We start from the raw sequence: 18,263 nt of genomic DNA on the forward strand, positions 1-18,263 counted from the left end.
AATATAGCGGGCCGCGCTGAAGGGGTCGGATGCGGCGCCGATAACGTCCAGTTCCGGATCTTCGCTGAGGATCGCGGTCATGGTCTGCCGAACGCTGGCGCTGTCGTCGATGACAAGGACGCGGGTGCGTTTGCGGGTCATCATGCCTTGCTCCGCTGAAAGATGGTGTTGGCAACCTGCGTGAGCGGCAGGTTGAAGCCCTGGATCGATTCCGAATGGCCCAGGAACAGATAGCCGTTGGGGGCAAGCCTCTCCGCCAGGCGGGCGACGACGGCCTTCTGCGTCGGTTTGTCGAAATAGATGAGGACGTTGCGGCAGAAGATGAGGTGCATGGGACTGCCGACCGGATAGGAAACGTCCATCAGGTTGAGCCGGGCAAAGCCGATCGCGCTGCGCAGAACCGGGGCCATGCGGATGTCGCGGCGCGTCCGGTCGACCGGGCGCATCACGTATTTTTGGGCAAGGGCAGGTGGCACCGGGTGAATCTGATCGGCTGGGTAAATGCCTCGGCGCGCCGTTTCGAGGACTTCGGTGTCGAGGTCGGTGGCCAATATGCCGTAGGAGAAGGCGCGGGTTCGAGTGGCGAAGTCATCCAGCATCATGGCGAGCGTATAGGCTTCCGGCCCGGTGGAGCAGGCCGAACTCCATGCGCGGATCGTGGCCACGCCTTCGCTCGCCAGAGCGGGCAGGGCGGTACGCTCCAGAAAGTCGAAATGGGCTGGTTCGCGGAAGAAATCGGTCTTGTTCGTCGTCACCGCGTTGATGAGGTGGAGCGCTTCGCCAGCCAGATGGCCTTCGTCGAACAGATAGGCGCAGTAGCTTTCGATATTCGGTCGGCCGACGGCGCGCACCCGGCGGCGCAGCCGCCCCTCCAGCATGGTGAGCTTGCCTTCGGGCATCTTGATGCCGGAATAGTCATGGATAAACCCGGCAAGCCGCGTGAAATCGCGCTTGCTGAGATGGTCGCTGGATGCGGCTTTGCTGGCTGCGGCTTGGGGCATGGAAAGGTTCCGGCGTGGGAGTGTCGGTTCCTCCCCCATCTTGCGATGGGGAAGGATCGTTCAGGCTGCGATCAGCGCGGCCTCACTTTCGTCGGTGAAGATGGCCTTCACATCGACCAGCACGACAAAGCCATCGTGCCGGCGCACGACACCGGCGATATAGTCCGACGGCCAGGCGGCGCCGATGTCCGGCGCCCCCTCGATCTGGTCGGAGCGGAAGCTGCCGACCTCGATCACCCGGTCGACCACCAGTCCCAGCAGCAACTGACGGTCGACCAGCGGCACCTCTATGACGAGGATGCGGGTGGCCGCCGTCGGTTCGGCGCGTGCAAGACCCAGGCGCAGCCGGAAATCGATGGTCGTGACTCCCTGTCCCCGCAGATCCGTCAGGCCCAGCAGATAGTCCGGGCCACCGGGAATTTGGAAAGTGTCGCGATAGTCGAGGATCTCCTTCACGAAACCCACCGGCACGGCGAAGACTTCCACACCGAGGCCGAAGGTCACGGCCTGGATTTCCTCGACCTCGCTCATGCTGCCTGCGCTCCGAAATCGGCATCTTCCGCATCGGGACCGCCAAGGTTTAGGTCCAGCGCGAAGCCTGCGACGCGCGCCTTCTGGTCGGCGATCGACCCCGGCTTTACTTTGGCCACTGCCGGACGGGAGTGCCGGGCGATGGCTGCGGAAGCTGGCCGGCGCTTGCCGGCGGCAGAGCGGTCGTCGATCCGGAAATAGGCGATGCTGGCCTGCAGTTCCTCGGCCTGCGCGGCCAGTTCCTCCGATGTGGTCGAAATCTGCTCCGACGCGCCCGCATTCTGCTGCGTCACCTTGTCGAGCTGCTGGATCGCCTCGTTGATCTGGGCGGCGCCAATATCCTGTTCGCGGCAGGCAGCGCTGATCTCGGATACCAGCTCGGCGGTGCGGCGGATGTCGGGGACAAGTTTGGTCAGCATCTCGCCTGCTTCGGTGGCGGCCCGGACCGTGTCGGTCGACACTGCGCCGATCTCGGCAGCTGCGGTCTGGCTGCGCTCGGCCAGCTTGCGCACTTCGGAGGCGACGACGGCAAAGCCCTTGCCATGTTCGCCCGCACGGGCGGCTTCGACAGCGGCGTTTAGCGCGAGCAGGTCGGTCTGGCGCGCGATTTCCTGCACGATGCCTATCTTTTCCGCGATGGTGCGCATGGCGCCCACGGCCCGGTCGACGGCGACGCCGCTGGCTTCGGCATCCCTGGACGACTGGCGCGCAATCTTTTCGGTCTGCGCGGCATTGTCGGCATTCTGCTTGATGTTGGCCGCCATCTGCTCCATCGAGGCGGAGGCTTCTTCGGCCGCAGCAGCCTGTTCGGTCGCGCCCTGCGAAACCTGTTCGCTGTTGGCGGACAGTTCCTGGCTTCCTGCGGAGACATTTTCCGCCGCCGCGCCTGCGTCGCCCACGACGCCGCGCAAGCGATCGACCATGCGGACCAACGCATGGCCGAGCATGTCCTTGTCCGACAGCGGCCTGTGATCGACGGTCAGGTCGCCGCTCGCGATCTTGTCGGCCAGATTGGCGCTGACGCGCAGATTGGCGGTCATGCCGTTCACCGTGTCGACCAGATCCTTGATCTCGTCATTGCTGCTGACCTTGACGTCCTGTTCCAGATCGCCGATCGCGACGGCGCTGACCACTGTGCCGATATTCCTGAGACCGCGCGACACGATCATCGATACCCAGACAGCGCCGGCGGCGGCAACCAGCAGTGCAAGAGCGGCGACGGTAATGACCATCATGCGGGCATTGGCGTAAAGCTCGTTGGTGTCGCGGTCGACCTGCTGCATGTCGGCCTGCGCAAGTTCGACCAACTCCTCGGTTTGCTTGGAAATGCGGTCGTTGATGAGGCGCCCTTCGCCAAGGGAGAGCGCGGAAGACGCCTGATTGTCGTCGTTGCGGGCAAATTCGCGGATCCGGTCGTCCAGCGGCTTGAACTCCTCGAAGCTGGCACGAATGGCGCGCCAGCCGGCCTTGCCCTTTTCGGATGAGATATTCTCGCCCTTTGCGGCCAGTTCCTCAAAGCTCGCGCGCGCCTTGGTTGCCTTTTCGTCGAAGGTGCGGACCAGCGTCTTGTCATTGGTCAGCGCCATGCTGCGCTCGTTGCGGGCAAGGTCGCCAAAGGCAGCGCGCACCCCCAGCGCCGTTTCAAGGCGGGCGGCAGGTCCGTTGATGAGGTCGGTGATCGCGGAGTTCAGGATCGACATACGGGAAACGGCGATCAGACTGACCGCCAGCAGCATCACGATAACGAGGGCGAAAGTCGCCCCCAACTTCATTTTAATGGTGGCACGCATGGGGAGCAATCCTTCGTAAGCGTGGAGTTCAGATCAGGGAACCAGGGTCAGATGCGGGTCCGACGGCCGGCCGGGCGCGTCGGGCGACCGGAAAATTGCGGGCAGGTCGGGCAGCAGGACGACGCTTTCTTCGCGGCGCACCAGTTCCCGGACGAAATCGCGGCGCCAGCGCATGCCGAGCATGGGCGGTTCCTCGCTGGACCGGCGGCAAAGGGTCGTCACCTCATGCACGCGGTCGGTACGCAGACCGACCAGAAGCGCCTCGCCATCGAGGTCGAGTTCAATGACCACGATCCGGCTGTCGACGGTTGCTTCCCTGTCCTTTGGCGCGGCGGGCATGCCGAAGGCAAGGCGCAGGTCGGCGAGGGGGATGATCTTGCCACGGAAGTTGACGACGCTGCCAACCATAGGCGTTGCCCCCGGCACGGCGGTTTCGGGCAGCAGGTCAACGATTTCCTGCACCAGCACGGCTTCCAGCGCGAACGTTTCGCCTGCAAGATCGAAGGTCAGCACTTCCAGTTCACCCTGTTCGTCCCAGGGCGTCGGCGTCTTGATGCTATCGGTCATTATGGTCAGCCAGCGGCGCGCAGCCGCTCCTCCTGATTGCGGCTTAGGTCGACAAGCTGCGCAACGTCGAGGATGAGGGCGATGCCGCCGTCTCCCAATATGGTCGCACCGGCAAAGGTCGCGACATTGTCGTGCAGCGAGGACATAGACTTGATAACGGTCTGGTGGCTGCCGATGATCTGATCGACCACCAGACCGACCCGTTCCGAGCCCGTCGCAATTACGACGATCTTCTGGAACGCGTCAGGCTTGCTTCCCGTGGCGAACATTTCGCGCAGCCGCAGGAAGGGCACCAGACTGTCGCGCAGCGTGATGAAGCTGCGCCCGCGCGTCCGCATATCCTCCTCCAGCGAGAGTTCGAGACATTCCTCGACGGTTGCCAGCGGTATGACATAGCGGCCCGATCCGACCCGCACGAGCAGGCCCTCGATGATCGCCAGCGTCAGCGGGATGCGCAGGGTGATGACCGACCCTTTGCCGGGCGTGCTGGCGATGTCGATCGCGCCGCGAAGGCTTTCGATCGTGCGCTTGACCACATCCATGCCGACCCCGCGCCCGGACAGGTTCGTTACTTGCGCGGCGGTGGAGAAGCCCGGATGGAAGATCATCTGGAGCAGGTCCTGATCCGCCAGCGTCTGGCCCGGTTGGATCAGACCCTGCGCTTCCGCCTTGGCGCGAACGCGGTCGCGGTCGATCCCACGCCCATCGTCACGGATGGTGATGAGCACTTCGCCGCCAGCCTGATGGGCGGACAGGGTGACGGTGCCGGTGGCGTGCTTGCCCGCTGCGGCGCGGCCTTCGGGCGTTTCAAGGCCATGGTCGCAGGCGTTGCGGATCAGGTGAACCATCGGGTCCGCCAGCCGCTCAATCACGGTCTTGTCGACCTCGGTCGTCTCGCCCTCGGTAATGAGGTCGATGCTCTTGCCCGTTTCCCGCGACAGGTCGTGAACGAGACGGCGAAAGCGATTGAAGAGCGACGCCACCGGCATCATGCGCAAGACCATCATCGTGTCCCGCAATTCGCCGGCCAGCCGCTCGATCTCTTCCGATACGGACCGCAGCACCATGTCATGGCCGCTGCCCTGCGCGAGCTGCGACAGACGGCTTTGCGCGATCACCAGTTCGCCGACCCGGTCCATCAACTCGTCCAGCCGCTCGGCGGGAACGCGGACGCTTTCGTCGCCCTTGGGAGCGCTGGCGGGACGGGTGGTTGTTTCGGCGCGGGCTGCAGGGGGAGGACTGGCCTCGACCGCAAGCGGCTGGCAGTCCAGTTCCATGTCGTCCATCACGAAGATGAAAATATCCTCGATGGCGCTCATCGGAACGTCGCCGCGCAGTTCCACTTCCCAACCGATGTGGTTTTCGGTCGGAACCAGATCGGCCAACGACGGAATTCGGTCTGTCAGCGCGCGGACGGCGCAAGGGCCAAGTTCGCGCAACTCGTCGAGCAGCATCAGCGGATTTGTCCCGTTCGCCATGGCATCGGGCGGCAGCCGGAAGCGAAGCCGCCAGCCCGACGCGCTGCCCCGATCCGAAGGGACAGCCGCGACAGAAACCGAGCCGGCCTCCACCACCGCGCCCGCGGTCCGGATCGCGGCCTGGAGCCGGGCCAATATCGCGTCGCCCGCTGCCCGATCCTCTGCCCCGTCGACCAGCGCGCGCATATGGTCTTTGGCGGACAGGATCACCGCGACCAGTTCCTGCGTTGCGGGAGCCAGCCCTTTACGCACGCGGTCGAAGGCGCTCTCGCAATGGTGGGTGAAGGTAGCCAGCGCGTCGAAACCGAACATCGCGCCCGAGCCTTTGAGCGTGTGCAGGCCGCGAAACACCTCGTCCACCAGCGCGCGGTCATCCAGCCTTCCGGTAAGGTCCAGCAGGCCGTGTTCGATCTGGTCAAGCAGATCGCCTGCCTCCACGCGAAAGGCGGCGATCGGGTCCTGCCCGCTCACCGGCCCAGAACCTTGCGCGCCACGCGGATCAGCTGGTCGGGGACGAATGGCTTGACCAGCCAGCCGGTGGCCCCGGCAGCCCTTGCCTGCGCTTTTATGGTATCATCGGATTCGGTGGTCAGGAAGATGATCGGCGTGCCGCAATAGGCCGGGCGCTGGCGCAGTTCGCGGATCATGGTCAGCCCGTCCATATTGGGCATGTTGAGGTCAGTGACGACCATGTCGAACTGAGCGGCGTCGGCTCTTTGCAACCCTTCCACACCGTCGCCAGCCTCTGTCACGGCATAGCCTGCGCCCGACAGCGCGATGCGGATCGCCATGCGCAGGCTAGGGGAATCGTCCACTGTCAGGATCGAGGCGGTCATTGCGGCAATTCTCCATGGAACCAGAAATCGAGATCGGCGGGGTCGTGGGCGAAACCGGCGCGGATCAGCAGGGCGGCAATTGCGCCACCTGCCGGGCATGCTAGTTTCACACCCCCCGGCAAATAGGCGCGGGCTGCCTGCACGGCCTGAATGAAACTGAGATCGGCATCCGTCACCATGCCGATGTCGAGCGTCAGCGCCGGATGCTCTGCACAGGCTCTGCGCAACGTTTCGACGAAACCGGCGATCGTTCTTACCGTTATGGATGGTGGCGCATGTAACAGGAAATCGACAGCATCGGTCATCGTTGCAATTCCGCGATATGGGCTTTCCTTACCATTATAGAGGCGGGGCACCGGAAATGGGGGAAAGGCCCCGGTTTCGTTGCGAAAAGCTGCGCGCCCAAGGGGCTCGAAACAAAGACGCTCCGCTCCTCCCGGGGAAGAGCGGAGCGCCAGCAAGCTGACCGTTCGGCGAAGGGGCGGAGAGGGGATGGCCGTTCCCTCCCGCCTCTGCCCAGCGCTTTAGAAATCGAGCCAGTCGTCGGCGGAGGTCATTTTGCTCATCGCCTTGGGCGCTGATGCCGCGGCGGGCGTGAAGCTCACCGGCGTGTTGCGCGCCGGGGCGAGGGCAGGCCGGTTCCCGATGCTGAACATGGAGGCGCGATCCGCCAGCGCCGTCACTTCGCTGCTGAGGTTGCGCGCAGCGGCGGAAGTCTCTTCTACCATTGCGGCATTTTGCTGCGTAGCCTGATCCATCGTGCCGATCGCAGCGCTGATCTGGGTTATGGTGGAGGACTGCGCCTGATTGTCGGTCGCTATTTCACTCAACAGCGTGTGAACTTCGGTAACGTCGGACGAAATATTCTGTAGCGCGCCGTCCACCTTCTGCACTGCCTCGACTGCGGTGCCGATATCGGCTTGCGTTGCGGTCAACTGTTCGCGAGCGCGCTTGGCCTCTTCCTCCGATCGCATGGCGAGAGCGGAGACGAGGTCTGCGACCACCGCAAAGCCACGGCCTGCATCGCCCGCGCGCCCAGCTTCCACGGCGGCGTTCATTGCAAGCACGCGGGTCTGGAAGGCGATCTTGTCCAGACCTTCGATCACGCTGTCGATGCCCTTGGCGCTTTCGCTGACGCGGCCCATAGCCTGCACGGCTTCGTCAGCGATGCTGCGGCCGGAATCGACCACGACCATTGCCCCGTCGGCGCGCTGCACGGTGCGGCCGGCTGCGGCGGCGGTAGCACGCAGGCGGTCGTCCATCTGGGTGATCGCGGCGGACGTTTCCTCCAGGCTCGCCGCGTTGCTTTCGGTCCGGCGGGCCAGATCCTCAGAGGCCTGGGCGATTTCGCCCGATCCGGTCCGGATGGCGACGGCGCTGTCGGCCACCGCGCCGATCAGTTCGCGCAGAGAAGCAAGGGCGGCGTTGAAATTGGTCTTCAGTTCCGCATAGGCTGGCGGGAAGTCGGCGTCGATGGTGCGGCTGAGGTCACCTTCCGTCATCGCGGCCAGGCTGTCGCGCAGGGAGGCGGTGACGGCCTGTTGCTCGGCTGCGATGCGGGCATCGGCTTCAGCGCGCTTTTCGCCGGCGACGCGGAAATGGTCGAGAGCGACGGCGATCTGGCCGATTTCGTCCTGACGCTCCCGATAAGGGATGTCTGCCTTGCCGCCGTCCGCCAGAGTGGAGGTGACAGTGGCAATGCGCGACATCGGCAGGGCGACAGAGCGATTGATGATGAACCAGATCGCCGCAATGCCCGCAACACCCGCAATGGCGAGAAGGATCGACAGGATGATGGCGGTTTTCGCCGTCTCGGACCCGGCCTTTGCCGATATTCTGGAGCGTTCGCGCGACATGTCGATCAGCTTGCCGGCCTGATCGATCACCGCGCGGGAGCGGATTTTGCCTTCTTCCTTGATCATCGCCATCGCGGCGGGCAGGTTGCCTGCACCGCGCAGGGCGAAGATGCGTTCGTTGGTCTCGTTGAGATCGGCGACCTTCTGACGCAGCGCGTCTACATCGCTCCGGAAGTCCTCGCCCGCGACCTGCTCATAGTCGTCGATCAGCTTCGACAACATGTCCGCTCCCTTTTCCAGCCGTCCGCGCAGGCTGGCTTCTTCCTTTGCATTGACCGCGTTATAGTAGCTGTAGACGATGATGCGCTGTTCCTTGATGCCGCTCATGATGTCGGCAAGGCCCGACATGCTTGCCAGGCCACGGTTTACGTGGCGCTGGGCGATCGAATCCAGTTCCCGCGTCGAGTAATAGCCGTTGAAGCCGACGATGCAGAGCAAGACGGCAAGAATGGAGAATGCGGCAAGCAGCTTTTTGGGCAGCCGCCAATTGTCGAGAAAAGCCAACATGGTGATTCCATTTCCAGATGAGTGATCGGTCCTGAATCATTTTAGAACGACAAAGGGGCCCGACGGGGCGAAGGCCCGCTAAAAAGCGGCCGGCTATTGCTGGAGCATTCCGCGCCAAAAGAGGAAGCCGTTGTAATGCTGCGCGCTTTGGACACGAAAAAGGCCGGAATGGCGAACCATCCCGGCCTTTCCCGGACGATCGGCCCTTCTGATGGGGGGCTGAAGGACCGGCCGAACCGTCAGTTTTCTGTTGGCCGCATGATGCGAGCCGCCGTCGACCGCTTTCAGCCGACTTCAGAATGGCTTAACGGAACAGCGACAGGATCGTCTGCGGCGCCTGGTTGGCGATCGACAGGGCCTGGACGCCCAGCTGCTGCTGGACCTGAAGGGCCTGAAGATTCGCCGATTCCTTCGCCAGGTCTGCGTCGACGAGGTTACCGATGCCGGTGGTTACCACGTCGGACAGCTTGCTGGTGAAGCTCAGCTGACCCTCGATCTTGCGCGAAGCGGCGCCCAGGTCGCTGAGGCTGGTGTTCACGGCGGTGATTACGGTGTCCAGCGTGCCGACCATCGTTTCAGCGGTGGCCTGCGTGTTGATGCCGCCGGTGCCGATTGCGGTGTCCACCGACGTGTCGAACGCCTGGTTCGCAACGTCCAGCGTGTCGGTGCCGGTGGCGACCTTCAGCGACTGGAGAGCGGCGACCGAAGTCGTGCCGGTGAAGGTCGAATCGAGCAGGTTGGTGTTGTTGAATTCCGACGATTCGATGATCGTGGTGATCTGTTCCTTCAGAGCGGTGAAGTCCTTGTCGATCGCCGCGCGGCTGTCGGTGTCGAGACCCGCGTCGGCGGCTTCATAGGCCTTCGACTTCATCTGGTTCAGAATGTCGGAAACCTGCTCCGCACCAGCGATCGCGGTGTCGGTCACGCTCTTCGCGTTGTTGAGCGAGGAGGTGACCGCGTTCAGGCCGCCCAGGTCGCCCCGGAGAGTCTGCGCGATCGTGTATTTGGCCGAATCATCCTTGGTCGAGCTGACAGCCAGACCAGTGTTGATGCGGCTCTGCGTGACATCCATCTTGCTGTTGGTCGCGTTCAGGCTCTGGAGAGCCGCCATGGCACCAGCATTGGTGTTAACCGAAAACGCCATTTTTCATTCCTTCCAGAATATTGAGACCGACTTCTGCGGTCTGTGACGGGAGAGCGCCGCCACGCGCATGGCCCAAGTTCTGCGGGTCATGCTTTATTCTAGGAATGTTTTGGAACGACCTGACGCAATCCGAAGATTTTTATTTGCGACAATTTGGATAGACGGGAAAGAAAACAGCCCGCCTCCACCGGAGATATGGCGGAGGCGGGCTGCGTCGAGATGATCCGCACGGTCCTGCGAAGAGCGGACGCGTTCTGATTTCATCCCCTAAAAGGGAAACAGCGCATCGTAAATCTGCTGGCCCCATCGCGCCTGCTGAGCGTCGGTCAGCTGGCCGCGCCCGCCATAGCTGATTCGGGCATCAGCAATCTGGCTATGCCGGATGCTGTTGTCGCGAGAGATGTCTTCCGGCCTGATAGTACCAGTCACCACCAGTTCACGCAGTTCATAATTGACGCGAACCTCCTGCCGTCCACGGATCAGAAGATTGCCGTTGGGCAAAACCCCGACCACGGACGCCGCCATTGTCATGTTGATCTGCTCGTTGCGCGATGTCTTGCCTGCGCCAACGGCGCTCGAAGAAGAACTGGTATCGACCAGACTGGCCGGATCGGGATTGCCGGGCAGGATCTTGCCGATCTTGCTCTCCAGCCCCAGCAGCGCCGCGATGCCGCCGCTTTCGCTGCCCGACCGGGTGCGGGAGGTGCTGTTGTCGACACTGGCGCTATCGGCGATGTTGATCCGGATGGTGACGATGTCGCCCACCCGCGATGCGCGCTGATCGCGAAAGAAGGCGCCCGCGCCTGTGCGAAACAGGGATGCGCCGCGGGAGTCGCCTTCGGCTGAATTATCGGAACCGCCGCGGCCCAACGTCGACTGATTGCCGATCGAGGGTTCGATGCGGGGGGCAACCGGCGTTTCGGCCTCGCTCATCTTCGGCGGCTTGCCTATCTGGCCGAGCCGTCCGACGGCGCCACAGCCCGACAGCAGGGATGCGGCGATCATGGTGGGCAGGATATATTTCATGGTTTCCCTCACTGGCCGATCATGCGGACCTGTCCGGGCCGGTCGGCCACGGCGTCGAGCGTGCGGTTGGTGCTGAGATTGAGGACGCGCACCGGCTGTCCCCTGGCCGCGTCGCCAAGCGACCGGCCGCTGGCGGTGATGCGCAGCGCCCCCGATATCAGCGCGATCGTCACGGCCTCACCCCGCCGGATTACCCGCGGGGCGGCGATGTCGTTGACACGTACCGGATTGCCGGCGCTCAGGCGGCGGAGCGCCTCCTGCCCCGCTGCCTCGCGCGGCGCCGTTGCGCTGCGTGCCAGGGCGAATGGCAGTGGCGCGCTGGTGAAATCCGACGCGCTCAGCATTTCGCCCTTCTCCACCGTGCGGCTGAGGACGGGGGCATCGGCGGTTGGCGCGGCTGCGGCGAGCAGGGCAAGGGCGATCATCATCAGCGCAACTGCGTCGAGGTGGCGAGCATTTCGTCGGCGGCCTTCACCACGCGGCTGTTCATCTCATAGGCGCGCTGCGCAGTGATGAGCGAAGTGATTTCGGACACCGGATTGACGTTGGAGGCTTCGACGAACCCCTGCGTCAGCGTGCCGAAGGAAGGCTCACCTGGCGTCGATACGGTGGGCTGACCCGACGCGCCGGTTTCAAGGAACAGGTTGGAACCCACCGCCTCCAGTCCCGCTTCATTGACGAAGGTCGCCAGTTCGAGCTGACCCACCGTCTGCAACTCGGCCTGACCGTCGATCTTGACCTGCACTTCGCCCGTTTTGGAAACGACCACATCCAGTGCGCCCTGCGGGATGGTGATGTCGGGCTGCACGCGATAGCCGTCGCTGGTCACCAGTTCGCCCTGATCGGACAGCTGGAAGGAGCCTGCGCGGGTATAGGCAAGATCGCCGGAGGGCAGCATGATCTGGAAATAGCCCGGCCCGTCGATCGCCATGTCGTAACGGTTGCCGGTATTGGTGAGCGCGCCCTGTTCGGTGATGCGATAGACGCCGCCCGTGCGCACGCCCGCGCCGATCTGGATGCCCGACGGCACTTTCGTCCCATCCGCGCTGGTCGCAGCACCGGGGCGCGACACCTGCTGGTAGAGCAGGTCCTGGAACTCCGCCCGTTGCCTCTTGAAGGCGGTGGTGTTCATATTGGCGATATTGTTGGAGATGACGTCGACATTGGTTTGCTGGGCAAGCATGCCGGTAGAAGCGATGGATAGCGAACGCATGGATGCTCCTTTGCGTGGGATTGAAAGTGCGGGAGAAAGTTGGTCGTCAGTTGATCCGGCCGAGACGGTTGATCGCCTGCTGACGCATGTCGGCCATATCCTCCGTCATGCGCTGACTCGTCTGATAGGCACGCATGATGCCGACCATGTTAGTCGTCTCGACGATCGGCTCGACGTTGGAAGCTTCGACGCCACCGCTGCGGAGTTTCGTCTGGGCGGCGGGCATCAGGCGACCGCCGGCGCCGGTCAGCATCCCGTCTCCGCGCACGTCGAGCATGTTTTCGTCGGCAAAGCTGGTGACGGCCAGCCGCCCGACAGCGGTGTCGCCGGCCATCACCGATCCGTCCTGCGCGATGGTGACGTTGCGCATCTGATCGGCCGGAATGTTGATCGGGCGCCCATTCTCATCAAGCAGCCTTTGGCCGCCGGAAGTCGCCAGATCGCCATTTTCCAATATCTTGACGAAGCCTGCGCGGGTGTAGGCGGTCGATCCGTCGCCGCTTTCGACGTTCAGATAACCCGGTCCCTCGATCATCACGTCCAGCGGATTGCCGGTCGACTGAAACGATCCCTGCCGCGCGTCGTGGATCGCGCCGAAATCGAGCACGAAGCTGGTCTTGCGCGCGTCCTCGACCGGAGCCTGTTTCACCTCCTCTACATATTCGTGAAACAGTGCCTGTTCGCGCTTGAAACCAGCCGTATTGGCGTTGGCGATGTTGTTCGCCGTAATGTCCATTTGCCGGCGCAGGGCCTGCTCATGGCTCAGCAGAACGAAGGAGGAAACGTCCATTCCGGGCACCTTGCTGAAAAAGATGATGATAAATGCCGCTAGGCAGAAATTGCCGCGCTTCCCTCCTATAATAGAGGCATGAACGCCAAAGCGGACGCGGACGACGATAATCGGCGCTCCGGTCCATGCTTCAAGGGGAACGAAAGTGGCGAGTGACGCGATCATTGACGTGACACCGATTGAGGTGCGCAGGAACGGGCCGAAAAACCGCAAGAAACTGGTTGCAGTGGCGGGGGGCGCGATACTGTTGATGGCTATGGCCGGGGGCGGCGCCTGGTGGATACTGCGCGACCGGGGCGGTGAGCATGAGGCTGCGCCTGTAGCGGCTTCTGCCGGCACTGACAGTTCATCCTATATTGAAGTGCCACCCGTCATCGTGAATTTGCGCAGCGGCGATGGGCAGGCGCGTTTCCTCAAACTGCGGTTCATTCTGGTTGCGGCAGATGCGGGCAAGGTCGAGGGGATCAAGGATCGCCTGCCGGTGGTGCTTGACGCGCTGCAACCCTTTTTGCGCGAACTGCGGCCCGATGACCTGGCTGGATCCGCTGCCGTCTTCCGCATCAAGGAAGAGATGATGGCGCGGGCGACGCAGGCTCTGGGCACGGGGAGCGTGCGTGATGTGCTTATCCAGGATCTGGTGCAGCAATGAGCGACGATTTCGACGATTTCGTTCTTCCCGACCCGCCGAAGATGACGCCCGGCGATGGCGACACGTTCGATCAGGCCGGCATCGATGCGCTGTTCGGCTTCGCCGATGCGGGTCCGCAACAGCCCAAAAGCGGCCTGAAGGCCGTCATCGAATCCAACGTCATCAGCTATGAACGGCTGCCGATGCTGGAGGTGGTATGCGAACGCATGGTCCGGACCTTTGCGACCAGCATGCGCAACCTCACCTCCGACGCGATCGACGTGAGCCTTGAGGAAATCACCTCGACCCGCTTTGGCGAGTTCATGAACCATGTCGCCTTACCCGCCATGTTTGGCGTGTTCAAGGTGCGCGAATGGGAGAATTTCGGGGTCATCACCGTAGATAGCGGCCTTATCTATGCCGTGGTCGACGCGTTGCTGGGCGGCCGGCGAGGCAATGCGCCCATGCGGGTCGAAGGCCGCGCCTTCACCACGATCGAGACGCAACTGGTCTGGAAGATGATCGAACTGGCGCTGGAGGAACTGTCCGCTTCCTTCGAGGCGGTCGAGCCTGTGACGATGGAGTTGGAGCGGATCGAGGCCAGCCCCCGCTTTGCCGCTATTGCTGGGCCGAGCAACATCACTGCCGTCGCCACTTTCCGCGTCGACATGGAAGGGCGAGGCGGTAAGTTCAGCGTGCTGCTGCCCTACGCCACGCTGGAACCGGTTCGCGCCAAGCTGCTGCAACGGTTCATGGGTGAAAAGCTTGGCCGCGACCGCATGTGGGAAACGCATATGGCCAGCGAGTTAATGGACACGGCTGTTACCGTCGATGTCGTGCTGGGCGAAAAGCAGATGCCCTTGCGCGAAGTCACGAGCCTGAAGGTGGGGCAGACGATCGCGCTCAATCGCAGTCCCGATGATGCTCTGCAGGTCCAGTGCGGCGGAATGCCTCTCGGTCAGGCGCATATCGGCCAGCGTTCCCAGAATATCGCCATTCGCATGGCAACCGACATCTCGAAAGGATTTTCCCGATGACGTTCGTAACCCTTGTCAACATGATCATGATATTGCTGAGTGCGGCTGTGATCCTCCAAACGATGCGCATGGCCCGGAATATGCGCGAAATCCGCGGCTCGGCGCTGAATGATAGCGTCGCACGGCTGGAGCATGCCGCGGATCAGGCGAAACTGGTGCTGGGCCAGATGAAGAGCCTGCTCGCAACCGAAGTCGTGGCGCAGGGCCGCGCCGTTGCGGCAAGCGAAGCGTTGCGCGATGAACTGTCGGTGATGGTCGGCATCGGCAATGCCGTGGCCGAACGCATATTGGAAGCCGCCGCGATGCAAAAGGACGCAACGAGGGTCGATGCGACGAAAAAAGCAGGCGGCGACCGCCGTCAGGGCGCGCGCAAGACCCGCTCGCGGACTGCTGCTGGCCGCCGCAAATCCTCCTCCGCGAGCGCGCTGGCTGATGTGCCGGTCGCGGGACACGCATGAAGGCGTTGGCAAAAGGGGGCGGCAGCGGACTGCTGCCCTTTGCGCGCCGCCCGTCGACCCTGTTGATCGGTGCCGCTGGTGTGGGCGTCATCGCAAACGCGCTGGCGCTGGCCGCGCCGTCCGGTTCCGACGGCATGGTGACGCGGTTGGGCGTGTCCTTGCAGGACAGCATGGCCCAGCATGACCGTGCTCTCGCAGCGGAAAAGCGCAAGCTCGACATGCGCGAGCAGGCGGCGAAAGCTGGGGAGGCGCGGCTTGCCGCTGAAATGCGTGCCCGGCAGGGCGGGCCCGCTGCGTCCAATCCGGCGCCGGGCGTGTCGCCTGAGCCGAACCAGCCCTATGACGATCTGGCTCGCATTTACCAGACCATGAAGCCGGGGCGTGCCGCACCCATCTTTGAGAAGCTGGATCTGGAGGTGCAAACGCAGGTTGCGCGCCGGATGCGGGAACGGTCTGCCGCTCTGCTGATGGCTGCGATGAGTCCCAATTCGGCGGCGGAACTAACGATGTCGCTGGCAGGACGGAAGGTGATACAGCAGAAACAGGTCGCGCGGAGCCGCGGTTTATCGACAGGGGCCCCGCCCGCCGGGGGGCGATAGAGCTTGCAGCAGTTGGAAAGCTGCTCCAGCTCGCAAAAAAGGCCGCTCTTCGTCAGGGAGGGCGGCCTTTTTTGGATATCCGGCTAGAAGACAATCATTCTGGCATCGCCGACACTTTCACGATCAGCACCTCGGCAATCCTCTTGTCCATGCCCTTAAGCGCATGAGTCAGCGCGGAGGAAAGCCGTGCCGCATCCACCGCCGAAAAGGGCGAGGCATGAAGGCGCGCAAATTCGATTGCCGCACTTAGTCCCGCCATCCGCAATTCGGGCATGCGCCGCGCCAGCTCCGCTGCACCATCGGCGTCGCGGGCCTGCAACACGACGGAGACGCGCAGCGCTCCCTCGATCCGGCTGGCGTCGATTATCGGGACGCTGATCTCTTCCATGGTGATGAAAGAACCGGCCTGCCCTTCTTCGGCACGGCTCGGCGTGGCGCTCAGCAGAGATGCCGCCACGATGGCGCTCGGAAACAGGGCGGAACGAGGCATGCAAATTCTCCGGACAGGGCGCCGCGCCAGATTTGAACGGTCATCCCGCCGCCTCAACGCGCTTCTCTCTCTATAATAGAGGGAAATATCTTGAGGCAGGTGCAGATGAGCAGCGATCAGCGGCCCGGCAAGGTCCGGGTCTTTTCCTCCGGCATGAAGGCGACCGTTCCCGCTTCGCCATCGGCCCGCCGCCGGGGCGATCGGATAGAAGAAGCGCCTTCGTCCGTGCCGCCGACGCCCGTCGTGGGACCGGCGCTAAAGGGCCGTTTCCTCCTGTTGGCGGGCCTTTTCCTGCTGGGATGCGCGATCGGCGGCGCCTTGCTTGCCTGGTCCGGCCTGATGGGACCCAAAGGATGAAGCGGTTCTTTCTCCTCACTTCAGCCGCGCTGCTCGTGGGAGCGGACCTGCCGCCGCGGCCCAGCCTGCCTGTCGCTCGCTTGCCGGGCTTTGCTGCCGCGCTGGCGCAACAGCCCGCCATCGCCGGGGCCGCTGCCTGGCGCGTGATCCCGCCGGATCAGGCCTGGAGCACTTTGGCCACGGCGCGGTCATCGGATCGACAGCAGGCCCGCTGGGATTATGCGCGTAGCCTGATCGCGCTGGAGCGCGGTGCGGAAGCGTTGGGCGTGCTGGATGTGATGCGGCAGGACGACCCCGACCTTGCCATGGTCGACGCCTATCGGTTGGCCCGCGGCGCGGCATTCATTCAGCTGGAACGCTTCGAGGAGGCGTCGGAGCAACTGTCCGCTTCGTCCCTTGCGGATAATGCCGAAGCATGCATCTGGCGGATGCGCGCGCTGGCGCTCAGCGGTTTCGCCGAACAGGCCTTGCAACAGATGCGCTGCGCGGCCCCCGCCTTTGCCGGTCCCCGGCGCAAGGCCTTTGCATTGGCGGCTGCACGCGCCGCGGTCGAGGGCGGCAAACCTGCCGAGGCCCTGCGCTATTTGAACGGCGTGCCTGATCGCGATCCTGCCGCCAATCTTTATCGCGGCCGCGCCGAACTGGCGCTCGGTCATCCCGATCAGGCGCGGCTCCGCTTTGCCCGCGTCGAGCGATCCGGCCCGATGGCGCTGCGCATGGACGCGCGGCTGAGCGAGATCGAGGCAGAGGTCGCCAATGGTTCGCTTGACGGGGATGCCGCGCTGAAACGCCTCACCGCCTTTCGCTATGTCTGGCGTGGCGACGCGATCGAGGAACGCGCCCTTCAACTCTCCTACCGTTTAAGCGCTCGGCAGAACGATCTGCGCGGCGCATTGTCGGCGGGGGCGACGCTGTTCCGCTTTTTCGACAGCGCGAAACAGGGGGAGGATTTCCTCCCCGCGCTTCAGGCGAAGCTGGCCGAGGCGCTCGACCCGGCGCGCAAGCTGCCGCTGGAACAAGCGGCCGGGCTATATTGGGACTATCGCGATCTTTCTCCCAGCGGTGCGGAAGGCGATCTGCTGGTCAGCCGTCTTGCCGAACGCCTGCAATCGGCGGGCATATACGGCCGCGCAGCGGATCTGCTGGAATATCAGCTGTTCAACCGGGCCGGGGATCTGGCGCGTGGACCGCTTTCGGCCCGTGTGGCGGGATTGCATATCCTTGCCGGGCGGCCGGATCGGGCGCTTGATCTGCTGAAGCGTTCACTTGATGCGAGCTATCCTGATGCGATGATCTTTGCCCGCAAGCGGGTGGAGGCGGCGGCCCTGTCCCTGACCGGTCGGGTTCCCGAAGCGCTCGCCGTGTTGCAGGACGTGCCCGGAGCGTCGACGCTGCGGGCGGAGATCCTTTGGAAGCAACGCGACTGGAAGCAGCTGGCGGCGGAGACTGCGGGTGGCCTGCCCGTGAGCAGGGCCGTGAGCGGCGCGCTCAGCGAAGTCGATCAGGCGATGGTGTTGCGCCATGCCATTGCGCTCGCCATGCTGGGACGCGAGGATGCGCTGGCGGCTTTGCGCGGTCGTTATGCGGAGCGGTTTCACGGACTCAAGACCGCGCCGGTGTTCGATATGCTGACTGCTTCGCCGGGTACGGCCGACCCTGACAGGCTGGCCCGCGCCATGGCCGCGATGCCCGCTTCCAGCCCGGCTGGGGATTTCGCCGCCTTGCTGGATCAGGGGTCGGCCAAGACAAGGGGGTGACGAAGGGGTGTCCGGTGGGCGCGCCCTTTTCCCGTTTCTGTTTGTTGGAGCCGGGTGACATAAGTGATCCGGTGGAGGCCTGGAAAGCGTCATTTCCGGGTTTGACTCAGTCTGTTGCGTTAAATTTCAACGAGACAAGGCTGACGCGCAGAGGCTGCTGGAGGACAGAGGTCCGCGCGACCCCTGGCAGCGCAACCC

The 18,263-nt window shown here is 63.7% G+C and carries 20 protein-coding genes and 1 pseudogene; 6 read left to right on the forward strand and 15 right to left on the reverse strand.

Annotation, left to right across the window (positions count from 1 at the left end):
- The 14 genes and pseudogenes from ACFC3J_RS05670 to ACFC3J_RS05735 form a co-directional block, all read right to left on the reverse strand.
- Positions 1–144 (reverse strand): annotated as a pseudogene (locus ACFC3J_RS05670) (chemotaxis response regulator protein-glutamate methylesterase); the annotation flags it as partial.
- On the reverse strand, positions 141–1,001 hold the full coding sequence (locus ACFC3J_RS05675) for a CheR family methyltransferase (protein WP_375195233.1): 861 nt from the start codon (positions 999–1,001) through the stop codon (positions 141–143). The pseudogene ACFC3J_RS05670 and the gene ACFC3J_RS05675, both read right to left, overlap by 4 nt.
- 60 nt (positions 1,002–1,061) lie before the next feature.
- Positions 1,062–1,532, reverse strand: a complete 471-nt coding sequence (locus ACFC3J_RS05680; RefSeq protein WP_375195234.1) for a chemotaxis protein CheW — start codon at positions 1,530–1,532, stop codon at positions 1,062–1,064.
- Positions 1,529–3,322: a methyl-accepting chemotaxis protein gene (locus ACFC3J_RS05685; RefSeq protein ID WP_375195235.1), complete on the reverse strand. Its 1,794-nt coding sequence runs from the start codon at positions 3,320–3,322 to the stop codon at positions 1,529–1,531. The genes ACFC3J_RS05680 and ACFC3J_RS05685 overlap by 4 nt, the downstream gene beginning before the upstream one ends.
- 33 nt (positions 3,323–3,355) lie before the next feature.
- Positions 3,356–3,889: a chemotaxis protein CheW gene (locus ACFC3J_RS05690; RefSeq protein WP_375195236.1), complete on the reverse strand. Its 534-nt coding sequence runs from the start codon at positions 3,887–3,889 to the stop codon at positions 3,356–3,358.
- 5 nt (positions 3,890–3,894) lie between these two features.
- A complete protein-coding gene (locus ACFC3J_RS05695) occupies positions 3,895–5,838 on the reverse strand; it encodes a chemotaxis protein CheA (RefSeq protein WP_375195237.1) in 1,944 nt (647 codons plus the stop codon).
- A complete protein-coding gene (locus tag ACFC3J_RS05700; protein WP_375195238.1) occupies positions 5,835–6,203 on the reverse strand; it encodes a response regulator in 369 nt (122 codons plus the stop codon). Before ACFC3J_RS05700 ends, ACFC3J_RS05695 begins: the two co-directional genes overlap by 4 nt.
- Positions 6,200–6,508 carry a hypothetical protein gene (locus ACFC3J_RS05705; protein ID WP_375195239.1) on the reverse strand — a complete coding sequence of 103 codons (309 nt, stop codon included), beginning with the start codon at positions 6,506–6,508 and terminating at the stop codon, positions 6,200–6,202. The genes ACFC3J_RS05700 and ACFC3J_RS05705 overlap by 4 nt, the downstream gene beginning before the upstream one ends.
- A gap of 219 nt (positions 6,509–6,727) precedes the next feature.
- Positions 6,728–8,566: a methyl-accepting chemotaxis protein gene (locus tag ACFC3J_RS05710; protein ID WP_375195240.1), complete on the reverse strand. Its 1,839-nt coding sequence runs from the start codon at positions 8,564–8,566 to the stop codon at positions 6,728–6,730.
- Between the two features lie 304 nt (positions 8,567–8,870).
- On the reverse strand, positions 8,871–9,710 hold the full coding sequence (locus ACFC3J_RS05715) for a flagellin (protein ID WP_192666189.1): 840 nt from the start codon (positions 9,708–9,710) through the stop codon (positions 8,871–8,873).
- Positions 9,711–9,977: 267 nt separating this feature from the next.
- Positions 9,978–10,736, reverse strand: a complete 759-nt coding sequence (gene flgH / locus ACFC3J_RS05720) for a flagellar basal body L-ring protein FlgH (RefSeq protein WP_375195241.1) — start codon at positions 10,734–10,736, stop codon at positions 9,978–9,980.
- Between the two features lie 8 nt (positions 10,737–10,744).
- The gene (gene flgA, locus ACFC3J_RS05725; protein WP_375195242.1) at positions 10,745–11,164 is read right to left on the reverse strand and encodes a flagellar basal body P-ring formation chaperone FlgA; all 420 of its coding nucleotides are present in this window, start codon (positions 11,162–11,164) and stop codon (positions 10,745–10,747) included.
- Positions 11,164–11,949 (reverse strand): flagellar basal-body rod protein FlgG, encoded by a 786-nt coding sequence (gene flgG / locus ACFC3J_RS05730; RefSeq protein WP_192666186.1) that lies wholly within the window; start codon positions 11,947–11,949, stop codon positions 11,164–11,166. The genes flgA and flgG overlap by 1 nt, the downstream gene beginning before the upstream one ends.
- 46 nt (positions 11,950–11,995) lie before the next feature.
- Complete coding sequence (locus ACFC3J_RS05735) at positions 11,996–12,739, reverse strand: flagellar hook-basal body complex protein (protein ID WP_375195243.1); 744 nt, start codon at positions 12,737–12,739, stop codon at positions 11,996–11,998.
- Between the two features lie 145 nt (positions 12,740–12,884).
- On the opposite strand from ACFC3J_RS05735, the gene ACFC3J_RS05740 reads away from it, so the two are divergent.
- Genes ACFC3J_RS05740 through ACFC3J_RS05755 form a run of 4 tightly spaced genes read left to right on the forward strand, consistent with a single transcriptional unit; the run spans position 12,885 to position 15,461 of the window.
- Positions 12,885–13,388: a flagellar basal body-associated FliL family protein gene (locus ACFC3J_RS05740; RefSeq protein WP_375195244.1), complete on the forward strand. Its 504-nt coding sequence runs from the start codon at positions 12,885–12,887 to the stop codon at positions 13,386–13,388.
- Positions 13,385–14,404 carry a flagellar motor switch protein FliM gene (gene fliM, locus ACFC3J_RS05745; protein WP_375195245.1) on the forward strand — a complete coding sequence of 340 codons (1,020 nt, stop codon included), beginning with the start codon at positions 13,385–13,387 and terminating at the stop codon, positions 14,402–14,404. The genes ACFC3J_RS05740 and fliM overlap by 4 nt, the downstream gene beginning before the upstream one ends.
- Positions 14,401–14,862 (forward strand): hypothetical protein, encoded by a 462-nt coding sequence (locus ACFC3J_RS05750; protein ID WP_375195246.1) that lies wholly within the window; start codon positions 14,401–14,403, stop codon positions 14,860–14,862. The genes fliM and ACFC3J_RS05750 overlap by 4 nt, the downstream gene beginning before the upstream one ends.
- Positions 14,859–15,461: a MotE family protein gene (locus ACFC3J_RS05755; RefSeq protein WP_375195247.1), complete on the forward strand. Its 603-nt coding sequence runs from the start codon at positions 14,859–14,861 to the stop codon at positions 15,459–15,461. Before ACFC3J_RS05750 ends, ACFC3J_RS05755 begins: the two co-directional genes overlap by 4 nt.
- 94 nt (positions 15,462–15,555) lie before the next feature.
- Here ACFC3J_RS05755 and ACFC3J_RS05760 read toward each other — a convergent pair whose 3' ends face one another.
- Positions 15,556–15,951, reverse strand: coding sequence for a hypothetical protein (locus ACFC3J_RS05760; RefSeq protein WP_375195248.1), 396 nt, complete (start codon positions 15,949–15,951; stop codon positions 15,556–15,558).
- A 105-nt stretch (positions 15,952–16,056) separates the two neighbouring features.
- On the opposite strand from ACFC3J_RS05760, the gene ACFC3J_RS05765 reads away from it, so the two are divergent.
- Positions 16,057–16,308: a hypothetical protein gene (locus tag ACFC3J_RS05765; protein WP_375195249.1), complete on the forward strand. Its 252-nt coding sequence runs from the start codon at positions 16,057–16,059 to the stop codon at positions 16,306–16,308.
- Positions 16,305–18,065 (forward strand): hypothetical protein, encoded by a 1,761-nt coding sequence (locus tag ACFC3J_RS05770; RefSeq protein WP_375195250.1) that lies wholly within the window; start codon positions 16,305–16,307, stop codon positions 18,063–18,065. Before ACFC3J_RS05765 ends, ACFC3J_RS05770 begins: the two co-directional genes overlap by 4 nt.
- The last annotated feature ends 198 nt before the right edge of the window (positions 18,066–18,263 follow it).

The organism is Sphingobium sp., assembly GCF_041987595.1.
In the GTDB taxonomy this organism is placed as follows: Bacteria; Pseudomonadota; Alphaproteobacteria; order Sphingomonadales; family Sphingomonadaceae; genus Sphingobium.

Excerpts from the sequence above, each read along its gene's own strand:
- ACFC3J_RS05690 (WP_375195236.1), bottom strand. The coding sequence starts at position 3,889 with ATGACCGATAGCATCAAGACGCCGACGCCCTGGGACGAACAGGGTGAA.
- ACFC3J_RS05750 (WP_375195246.1), top strand. The coding sequence starts at position 14,401 with ATGACGTTCGTAACCCTTGTCAACATGATCATGATATTGCTGAGTGCG.
- flgA (WP_375195242.1), bottom strand. The coding sequence starts at position 11,164 with ATGATGATCGCCCTTGCCCTGCTCGCCGCAGCCGCGCCAACCGCCGAT.
- ACFC3J_RS05700 (WP_375195238.1), bottom strand. The coding sequence starts at position 6,203 with ATGACCGCCTCGATCCTGACAGTGGACGATTCCCCTAGCCTGCGCATG.
- flgH (WP_375195241.1), bottom strand. The coding sequence starts at position 10,736 with ATGAAATATATCCTGCCCACCATGATCGCCGCATCCCTGCTGTCGGGC.
- ACFC3J_RS05765 (WP_375195249.1), top strand. The coding sequence starts at position 16,057 with ATGAGCAGCGATCAGCGGCCCGGCAAGGTCCGGGTCTTTTCCTCCGGC.
- ACFC3J_RS05760 (WP_375195248.1), bottom strand. The coding sequence starts at position 15,951 with ATGCCTCGTTCCGCCCTGTTTCCGAGCGCCATCGTGGCGGCATCTCTG.
- flgG (WP_192666186.1), bottom strand. The coding sequence starts at position 11,949 with ATGCGTTCGCTATCCATCGCTTCTACCGGCATGCTTGCCCAGCAAACC.
- ACFC3J_RS05770 (WP_375195250.1), top strand. The coding sequence starts at position 16,305 with ATGAAGCGGTTCTTTCTCCTCACTTCAGCCGCGCTGCTCGTGGGAGCG.
- ACFC3J_RS05675 (WP_375195233.1), bottom strand. The coding sequence starts at position 1,001 with ATGCCCCAAGCCGCAGCCAGCAAAGCCGCATCCAGCGACCATCTCAGC.
- ACFC3J_RS05685 (WP_375195235.1), bottom strand. The coding sequence starts at position 3,322 with ATGCGTGCCACCATTAAAATGAAGTTGGGGGCGACTTTCGCCCTCGTT.
- ACFC3J_RS05715 (WP_192666189.1), bottom strand. The coding sequence starts at position 9,710 with ATGGCGTTTTCGGTTAACACCAATGCTGGTGCCATGGCGGCTCTCCAG.
- ACFC3J_RS05735 (WP_375195243.1), bottom strand. The coding sequence starts at position 12,739 with ATGGACGTTTCCTCCTTCGTTCTGCTGAGCCATGAGCAGGCCCTGCGC.
- ACFC3J_RS05755 (WP_375195247.1), top strand. The coding sequence starts at position 14,859 with ATGAAGGCGTTGGCAAAAGGGGGCGGCAGCGGACTGCTGCCCTTTGCG.
- fliM (WP_375195245.1), top strand. The coding sequence starts at position 13,385 with ATGAGCGACGATTTCGACGATTTCGTTCTTCCCGACCCGCCGAAGATG.
- ACFC3J_RS05680 (WP_375195234.1), bottom strand. The coding sequence starts at position 1,532 with ATGAGCGAGGTCGAGGAAATCCAGGCCGTGACCTTCGGCCTCGGTGTG.
- ACFC3J_RS05710 (WP_375195240.1), bottom strand. The coding sequence starts at position 8,566 with ATGTTGGCTTTTCTCGACAATTGGCGGCTGCCCAAAAAGCTGCTTGCC.
- ACFC3J_RS05705 (WP_375195239.1), bottom strand. The coding sequence starts at position 6,508 with ATGACCGATGCTGTCGATTTCCTGTTACATGCGCCACCATCCATAACG.